We start from the raw sequence: 8,431 nt of genomic DNA on the forward strand, positions 1-8,431 counted from the left end.
TTAAACTGAACCGCCGTATACCGAACGGTATGTACGGTGGTGTGAGAGGTCGGAGGCTAGGCGCCTCCTCCTACTCGATTTTATGCAACTATCGGGGCAGGTTAGTTGAAGAAGAAGTCGAATTTTTTTTAGTGATTTCATCAAGAGCAAAAAAGATTATCGAGCAAATAATCGCAGGTATAGAGAAACCGGGGTCAATAAAGTATGTACCTAACCCAAATCCAATATGAATTAATCCAGATAACCAGAATCGAATATTGAAAAACTTCATTGAGACAAATTCAGCAATTAGTGAGACAGGTAAGCCATAAACGAAATTTCCAATTAAACTATAAAAAAGCAGAATAATAGTAAAACCAAATAACTCTCCATTTAAATTAAATGATTGTTCCTCAATCATAGAGATTAGAAAAGAGATTAGAAAAAATCCAATTGTAAAGGTCAATGATGAATAGAAAGCCACTTTAATTTTTCTAAATTTATCTTTAAACAGAATCTTTCTAATAATAGGAAATAGAAACCCAATCGTTATAATAACAAGTAAAGTTTTAATTATTATGGGTGTAGTTGAAACAAGTAGTATTATTAAAAAGACAAGCACGGAGAAAACAAGAATATAAGAATTTCCTTTTATCATTAGATACCTCGAACCTTTTTAGCTTTATTGTACAATAAGTCAAAGTTAGAAGGAATTAGGTGTTTCAAGACAATAATTATTTCCAAGTGTAAATCCTTAATGAACTAACAGGTGCGTTTGCGCCATAAGAAGGCCGCCAATTGGCGGCTATTTTAATGTACGATCATTTACATAATCATACATTCATATTCAAGTAATATTCAGCTAGTGAAGGTTAGTGAAAGAAGGAATAAATCCTCACTTAGATAAGAATAATACCTTGGTGATCAAACTGGAGATTATGTTTGTACAACATGTGGTGAAGCTGGATGGGCTACATGTTTAACTGATTCTCCAAGTGAATTTCCAGTTGCTTTCATATTGCAAAGATATGCTAAGAATCCAATATCATCTTACATTGCTTGAATCTTTCGAGAAAATAAAGGTATAATTATTTATAATTAATTGATGATAAAAGATAATGGGGTAGGAAAAAAATGATTGCAAAAACAGAAGAAGATTTTAATGGTTTGAAGGAAATTGGCAAAATTATTGCCTCCATTAGAGATGAATTGGTACAAAGAACAATTCCTGGCATAACGACCAAAGAACTTGATGATATAGCCGGAGAACTTTTAGAAAAAGCAGGTGCAGTTTCAGCTCCAAAAGGTGAATATGATTTTCCTGGCTATACTTGCATTAGTCTTAATGAAGAAGTGGCTCATGGTATTCCGGGTCATCGGGTTATTCATGAAGGGGATCTAGTAAATGTAGATGTATCTGCTTCAAAGAACGGTTATTTCGCAGATACAGGAATCTCATTTGTAGTAGGAGAAGGAGAAGAAGTATTAACGAAAATATGCGACGTTGCTAAAAAGGCATTTGAAGCAGGTCTTAAGAAAGCAAAACCCGGTTCCAAAAAAAGTAGAATCGGAAAAGCAGTATTCGAAACAGCGAGACAGCATGGATTCACTGTTATCAAAAACCTTACAGGACATGGTGTTGGACGTAGAATACACGAAGCACCTGACCATATTTGTAATTATTATGATCCATGGGATAATGAAATATTAAAGGAAGGGATGGTTATCGCATTCGAGCCATTTATCTCAACCTTTGAAGAAGAAGTATTCCAAAAAGAAGACGGTTGGACCTATGCTACAGAAAAAAGCTATGTAGCTCAATTGGAACATACGATTATCCTTACTAAAAATGGTCCGATTATTGTCACACTTTAATTCAAGCATACACAAAAAAGATTCGTATGAATTAGTATCAAGCAAAAGGATCGTCAAGATCAGCAATATACCTTGGGCTTTTTTTCGCTAACGAATACGTTAGTGAAAGGGGTGGGGGTTGAGGTTCTTGGCGTCACTTTGTTAGACCTTACATAGAAGTACATAAAAAGGATATCCATTTTGAACTGCACCCCAATTGTTAGACAACATCTAATAATTGGAGGTGCAGTTTTTTTGACTAAATATACGATAGACGAAAAATTACATGAAGTTTTAGAGTACTTGGAAGGGAAAAAATCCTATAAATCCATTGCACAAGAAAGAAATGTAGGTTAACCCGCTCTGAAAAGATGGGTATGGAAGGAATTGCCTCATCCTATACAAATTACACTCTGTTCTTTAAACTAGAGATACTTAAATATATGAAGGAATATGGGGCATCGATCTGCGAGACCGCTGTACACTATAACCTTCCTTCCGATTCTACACTTTTGAAATGGGCAAATCAGTTGAAGGAAGGAGGTATAGACGCCCTTAAACCAAAGAAAAAGGGGCATATGAAAAATGGGTGACTGACGTCACAGAATTCCATCTAGCTAGGGAGAAACTATACTTATCGGCCATTCTTGATCTGTTTAATGGAGAAATCATCGCCTATAATATCGAATCTCGGCCTGTTTATTCCCTCGTTTCCAATATGCTGGAGAAAGCCTTTGACCGCTTGGAATTGAAAGATTCACCCATTCTTCATTCAGATCAGGGCTGGCATTACCAGATGAAACAATATTCGCATGATTTGAAAAGACTTAAAATTACACAAAGCATGTCCCGTAAAGGAAATTGTCTCGATAATGCGGTCATTGAAAACTTCTTTGGCCCTATTAAAATCAGAGTTACTCTATCTTCAAGAATTTGAAAGCATGGAGCATTTCAAACAAGGACTAGAATAGAAGAATATTTCCATTACTACAATCATCAACGATTCAAGGTAAAATTAAAAGGCATGAGCCCGGTAGATTACCGAGTTCATGCCCTCAAGGCTGCCTAATTAAATAAAGTGTCTAACTTTTTGGGTTCACTTCATTTTGAAGATCCTTTTTTTTATGTTAATTGTCTTAAGGAAGTATTACATCGCTTAAGCCACTCAATATCAATGTACGAAAATTACACTTATCATACATTCTTATTAAAGTGAAAAAGTACCCTTTATGAACTAAAGGAGCGGGTTAGCTCAATAAGGATTCACTGAACATTTACAAAATGTTACAATCGGAGTGACTGAGAATTACTCTATTATTCAAAGTGAGGTGTCAAATTTGGAGGAAATTCCCCAATCACCCGATAGTAATAATGCTAACCAGAAAAAATTTAGTAATAGAACTGTACTAAATATATATGGAGTCATTGCATCTCTTGGCTTAATATTATCCATAATTACAGTGCCAATATCTTTAGATGGTAATTTGAAGTTATATTATGGTGAAGAACGAATAATGGAGTCGAAGAAAATTAAAGAATTTTTAGTATTCATTTTTTGTTCAGCTATAATTTATTTTACATCAGTTAACTATTACTATATGCGTAATAAAAATTAGATTTTATTCAACTATCAGGTGCGTTGGTTACATAACTTATTAATTTACATTCTGATACCTAAAAGTATAATTTTGACATGTATTTGTCTTTTTTAAATAATGACAAGTTTTGTCGTAATTAATTGGTATACTAATTTTATCATCTGAAACAAAGGAATGGAGATTTACATGAAAAAACAGCGTAACATTATTTTATACATTGGTACTTCAATTGATGGCTATATTGCAAATGATGATGGTACATTAGAGTGGTTAGAATCAACAGAAGTAGAAGGAGATTCTGGCTACAATTTACTCCTAGAAAGAATTGACACTGTTGTTATGGGAAAAGGAACTTATGATGTCATTCGTGGATTTGATATGAATTATCCTTATCGTGATTATAAAAATTATGTATTTTCTAAATCTGTTAGTGGATCAGATGAATATGCTTCATTTATTGATGAAGATGTCAAAACTTTCATTAAAAATATAAAACAAAAGCCTGGTAAAGATATATGGTTAATTGGTGGAGGAAACTTAGCTCGTGAATTTTTTAAGGGAAATTTAATTGATGAATTCCAGCTAGCCATTGCACCTATTATTTTAGGGAAAGGAATCTCCCTTTATAACGGAGATGATATTACTCAAAAATACACATTAACCAAAGTAGAAAAATTAGGTCAACTTGCTATGCTTCATTATATGAAAAAATAATTTTCATTATCTTTCCCTTTTATAGTAGGGAAAGATTTTTACCTTTTCAACTACATTTTTTACTGATAACCCTTCGGAAATTAATAGATGTTTATATAACTAACGGGTTCGTTAGTTCAAAAAGGAATAACAAGGAGTGAGTGGAAATGAGTTTGGTTTCCTATTTTGATATGTCCCACTCCTGCTAACGTCTTGAACATCATGTATCCGATTATACAAGTGAACGATCTCGTGCATTAGGGTATCCATTGTTTCGTAGAAATCCAAGTCAAGAAATTCTGGTGTTAAGTTAATTTCAAACATCTTATGTAAAAACGGCAACATTGTAAGTATATTACTTATAAAATAACCGAACTGGAACTTATTATTCACTTTGTTTTTTACCCGAATTACATGACAGATTCATGTTACTATCGGTTTTAATTCGGGGTATATTTCTTCTTTCTGATCTCATACTAAAGATAAGAAGGAGGGGTATCCATGGCAAAACGAACAAAGAAAAATGATGCAGACCAAAAGAACAAACAAGGATTTGATTCAAGCAAAACTGATTCAGAATTCTCTCAAGAATTTGGCAGTGCAAACGCTAATCAAGCACATAAAAATAAAGCAAAAAAAGAAAAAGCATCTAAAAATCAAGGTGAGTGGAAAGGCATGCATTAATTAATACTTGCCAGACTTGACTCATGATAAGTGATGCCTGCACCAAGTACAAAAGGTGGAGGCTTATCATGCTTCAAACTGTTTACTGAACTTTATGTAAAGGAGGAGCTTATTTAGATGACTCAATCTAAGCGACAACAAGAACGTCAATGGAAAGATCGTAAACAATCGCAGAATCCACATGGTAAGGTCAGATCATTTGAACAATTAGCTGAAGATATGGGCAAAAATGATTCTGAAACTAAGTAAAACTGTTTAAGAATGAGAGGCTATCCCAAAGGGTCAGAGCCCCACATAATAGTGCGGTCACTCCTTTGGGGTACCCTCTCTTTGTCGTTACCTAAAAGGTCATAATTATCGGGAGTGATAATTATTAATACAGAAATACCGATTAATGAAGATGAATATTCAGATGGATTTTTTTTATATTGGCGGTTGTTTTGCCGGTGAGTTTGACTTGCTAAATGTAAAGAAATATCAGTTTACTATTTCTTACGTTTATGAGGTATCCAGTCATTGGGGAATTGAGATTTCAGAATATATGAACCCAAAAACATGTGCCGAATCCAAAAAGAAACTAATAGAATTAAAATTATGGACAGTTACCTTGAGAAAGGTGATTTTTTTGAACTGTATAGTTGTTGGGTAGGAGAAGAAGCTGATAAGCGAGATGGTGAGATAACCCTCCAAATCAATAACTTTAATATTGACTGGATTGAAATTCCCGAAAAAACGTTAGTTAGATTTGATTAAGGAACACAAAAATGATCAATCTTTTTTCAAAACATGCCCTTCTATTTTTTTCATTTATCAAGGTTTCTTGTATTAATTTGATCAAACTTTGTTTCAAAGCTACACCTAACTCCAAAATCCGAACGAATTTTGCCTTCTATTATTTAAAAATTATTGAAAAACTTAAACTTAATGGTGTTACAGGCTACAGTTAATCCTGCAAATCAAACTGAATATAATCAAGGTTGTAGGAACCTGGGCTTGTGACCTTGACTGTAAATATGTGAGTACCTTTTTTTAGGTAGCGGTACTCCAAATTCTGAAGTTCGAATGCACGTTTGTGAGTTGTATTTTTCAGCTCGATCTCCCCGCTTGTTTCACCAGCCCAATCCAAGTTGATGGTGCCAGCCGGGGTAGCTGCTGCTGAAACTCTGCCGGAGATTTTATATGTTCCTGACTTCTTAATATTCACTTCGTATTTCGCCCACTCACCATCCATGTTATGGCTTACAGCAATAGCTCCATCGATTTCGCAAACATCAATTGAATCTTGATCGGCTGTATTACAGAGGTTGGCGTCCTGATCAAAATACCCGGTACCTTGTCCACCGCCAAGATGGTCCTCAGCCTGAACCCGAACTGTACGGTTTCCGGTATCGTACCCCCAGTGTCGCATGTTGCCTCCATTACGCCAGTAATCCATAGCTTCAATATTGTCAGTCTGCATCATATTAACTCCAAGCTTTGTTACTGCCTTCCATCCAAGATTTACATCTCTTAGTGAAGCCTCATCCGTGTATTTTGCAGCAAGGCCATACCACATTACATTTACTAAGACCCTGCTATTTTTCTTGATTTGTTTCACCTTCTCTGGCTGAATCTGCGGATCTGAAAGATCATCAAAGACAATTTCATAACCGACCGGCTGACGCCCCGGGAACGTTCCTACAGTGTTGGCGCTGTCATCAAGGATAATGTGCATATATAGGATTTCTGGATCTTTTGCCATAAATTCGGCTGCTTCTTCAACATTTGGGCTGCCTTTAAACAGACCGTGATCTACTGTGTCGGTTTTAACGAGAACCTCGTACATTTTATCCCGGATCTCCCAGCCCTTATCCAGGTTAACAATTGCACGGTCCTTTACTGCAAGCATGACCTCTTCAAGCGTTGGAATTTTGTGCTTGGTGAGCGCTGCCGTTTTACCTCCGAGACCTTCCTTGAGGCGAAGATTCTTAATTTGAGCCAGTGTGAGGTCAGAAACCTTTCCTTTGCCATTGGTAGTACGATCAACGGTCGTATCGTGCATTAATACAGGTACACCATCAGCAGTTAGCTGGACATCTATTTCTACAACTTCGGCGCCGTCTTCAATAGCCTCATTGATTGCTGCAAGCGAGTTCTCTGGATATTCACGCCATTGGCCCCGGTGAGCCAGGATCATGAGTGGTGCATCTTCACTATGGTCGAGCAACTCTGCGTGAATCTGTTCAAAGGACTTGTTTTCTTGGACAGGAATTGGATTAGAAGCCGTTGCTCCTGCTTGCTGTACCGGTACTAAGGCAGACGCTATTAACCCTAATAAAAATATTTTTTTTAGCTTCATTATTGTTCATGCTCCTTTCAATTTTTAATCAATTAAAGATTGTTTTAATATTTTCAACCTCCCAACATAGTTACTGAACGGATCCATTTTACAGTTTCATTATACTTTCACTATGTAATTAAATATTATAATTAGATAATTTTTTACAAATATTAACATAGGTTTTACAAAGTTACCATTCGTTATCCTTGTTGGCCTAGTCAAAGGATTTCGGAAAACCGAGAGATGTTGTAAAAACTATTAAATTTCTAGTGAGCGATGAAGCAGATTGAATTACAGGTCAGATTATTCATTCAGAAGGGGGATTTAAAAGGTAAATTAAACTAAAAAACGCTTTTGTTCTAGAACCTTATTGTTGTATTAAATTCCAAGGATAGATATCAATTTGTGAAGGAGTGTACTTAAACTAACGGGTGCTTTACTTTAATAAGAGAGTGGCTTTGGCAGCTCTTTTTGTTATGGACCTATCGGGGCAGGATAGTTGAAGAAAGCTCTATTATTTTCACTGTACATGATAAAATTTTATAAATGGAATTTTGTAGAAAACAGTTTAATTTGTGGGGGCGGAATTATGAATATTGGAAACGAATATTTAAAAATCGTAATTGAAAGATTTAAAAGTGTAAAAAGTCTTGGAGATAAAACGATAAACCAATTATCTAAAGAGGAAATCTATTGGACTTATAATGACGAGTCAAATAGTATTGCAATAATTGTAAAGCATTTAAGTGGAAATATGGTTTCAAGGTGGACTGACTTTTTAACAACAGACGGAGAGAAGGAATATAGAAATCGTGACGAAGAATTTTTAGATGATATATCTTCAAAATCAGAGCTCACGATTGTTTGGGAAAAGGGTTGGCAAACCCTAATTGATACATTAACTGGTTTAAGTGAGAAAGATTTATTAAAAAAAATATATATTCGTGGAGAAGGTCATTTGGTATTAGAGGCTATTGAGAGGCAATTGGCACATTATTCTTATCATGTGGGACAAATTGTTTATATTGGTAAACAAGTAAAAAATAATAAATGGGAAAGCCTCAGTATACCAAAGGGAAAATCTGAAGAGTATTTAAAACAAATGCTTGATAATCACCGAGAGTAAACAATCAAAAAAGAGGATACAGATTCGCTTTTCTTCTTGAACTAACGGGTGCGTTAGCTAAAGATCGGAGCTGTCTTTATGCCAGCTTTTTCTTGTGTGCCAGGCATGGCAACTATCTAGGTGGTGAAAGTCCACTGTGGGGGTACACATCGACCAACCACTAAGGAAGCGCAAGGT

The 8,431-nt window shown here is 35.4% G+C and carries 8 protein-coding genes and 1 pseudogene; 8 read left to right on the forward strand and 1 reads right to left on the reverse strand.

Annotated elements, in window-relative coordinates:
- The 7 genes and pseudogenes from ACQKMR_RS27695 to ACQKMR_RS27725 form a co-directional block, all read left to right on the forward strand.
- Positions 1-230, forward strand: a 230-nt coding sequence (locus ACQKMR_RS27695; protein WP_427700135.1) for a hypothetical protein, incomplete at its 5' end; no start/stop codon positions are given.
- An 883-nt stretch (positions 231-1,113) separates the two neighbouring features.
- Positions 1,114-1,854: a type I methionyl aminopeptidase gene (map, locus tag ACQKMR_RS27700; protein WP_427700136.1), complete on the forward strand. Its 741-nt coding sequence runs from the start codon at positions 1,114-1,116 to the stop codon at positions 1,852-1,854.
- A 422-nt stretch (positions 1,855-2,276) separates the two neighbouring features.
- Entirely contained in the window at positions 2,277-2,426 is a 150-nt protein-coding gene (locus ACQKMR_RS27705) for a helix-turn-helix domain-containing protein (protein WP_427700137.1), read from the forward strand.
- A pseudogene (locus ACQKMR_RS27710) lies at positions 2,408-2,902 on the forward strand (IS3 family transposase); the annotation flags it as partial. The gene ACQKMR_RS27705 and the pseudogene ACQKMR_RS27710, both read left to right, overlap by 19 nt.
- A gap of 715 nt (positions 2,903-3,617) precedes the next feature.
- Positions 3,618-4,145 (forward strand): dihydrofolate reductase family protein, encoded by a 528-nt coding sequence (locus tag ACQKMR_RS27715; RefSeq protein WP_427700138.1) that lies wholly within the window; start codon positions 3,618-3,620, stop codon positions 4,143-4,145.
- Between the two features lie 480 nt (positions 4,146-4,625).
- Positions 4,626-4,808 (forward strand): hypothetical protein, encoded by a 183-nt coding sequence (locus tag ACQKMR_RS27720; RefSeq protein ID WP_056524041.1) that lies wholly within the window; start codon positions 4,626-4,628, stop codon positions 4,806-4,808.
- A 117-nt stretch (positions 4,809-4,925) separates the two neighbouring features.
- The gene (locus ACQKMR_RS27725) at positions 4,926-5,057 is read left to right on the forward strand and encodes a DUF6254 family protein (RefSeq protein ID WP_427700139.1); all 132 of its coding nucleotides are present in this window, start codon (positions 4,926-4,928) and stop codon (positions 5,055-5,057) included.
- 694 nt (positions 5,058-5,751) lie between these two features.
- On the opposite strand, the gene ACQKMR_RS27730 is transcribed toward ACQKMR_RS27725, so the two are convergent.
- Positions 5,752-7,146, reverse strand: coding sequence for a glycerophosphodiester phosphodiesterase family protein (locus ACQKMR_RS27730; RefSeq protein WP_427700140.1), 1,395 nt, complete (start codon positions 7,144-7,146; stop codon positions 5,752-5,754).
- 571 nt (positions 7,147-7,717) lie between these two features.
- Here ACQKMR_RS27730 and ACQKMR_RS27735 point away from each other — a divergent pair.
- Positions 7,718-8,254 carry a DUF1572 domain-containing protein gene (locus ACQKMR_RS27735; protein WP_427700141.1) on the forward strand — a complete coding sequence of 179 codons (537 nt, stop codon included), beginning with the start codon at positions 7,718-7,720 and terminating at the stop codon, positions 8,252-8,254.
- Positions 8,255-8,431 lie beyond the last annotated feature (177 nt).

Origin of the sequence: Peribacillus sp. NPDC096540, assembly GCF_050278525.1 — a bacterium.
Taxonomy (GTDB): Bacteria; Bacillota; Bacilli; order Bacillales; family DSM-1321; genus Peribacillus.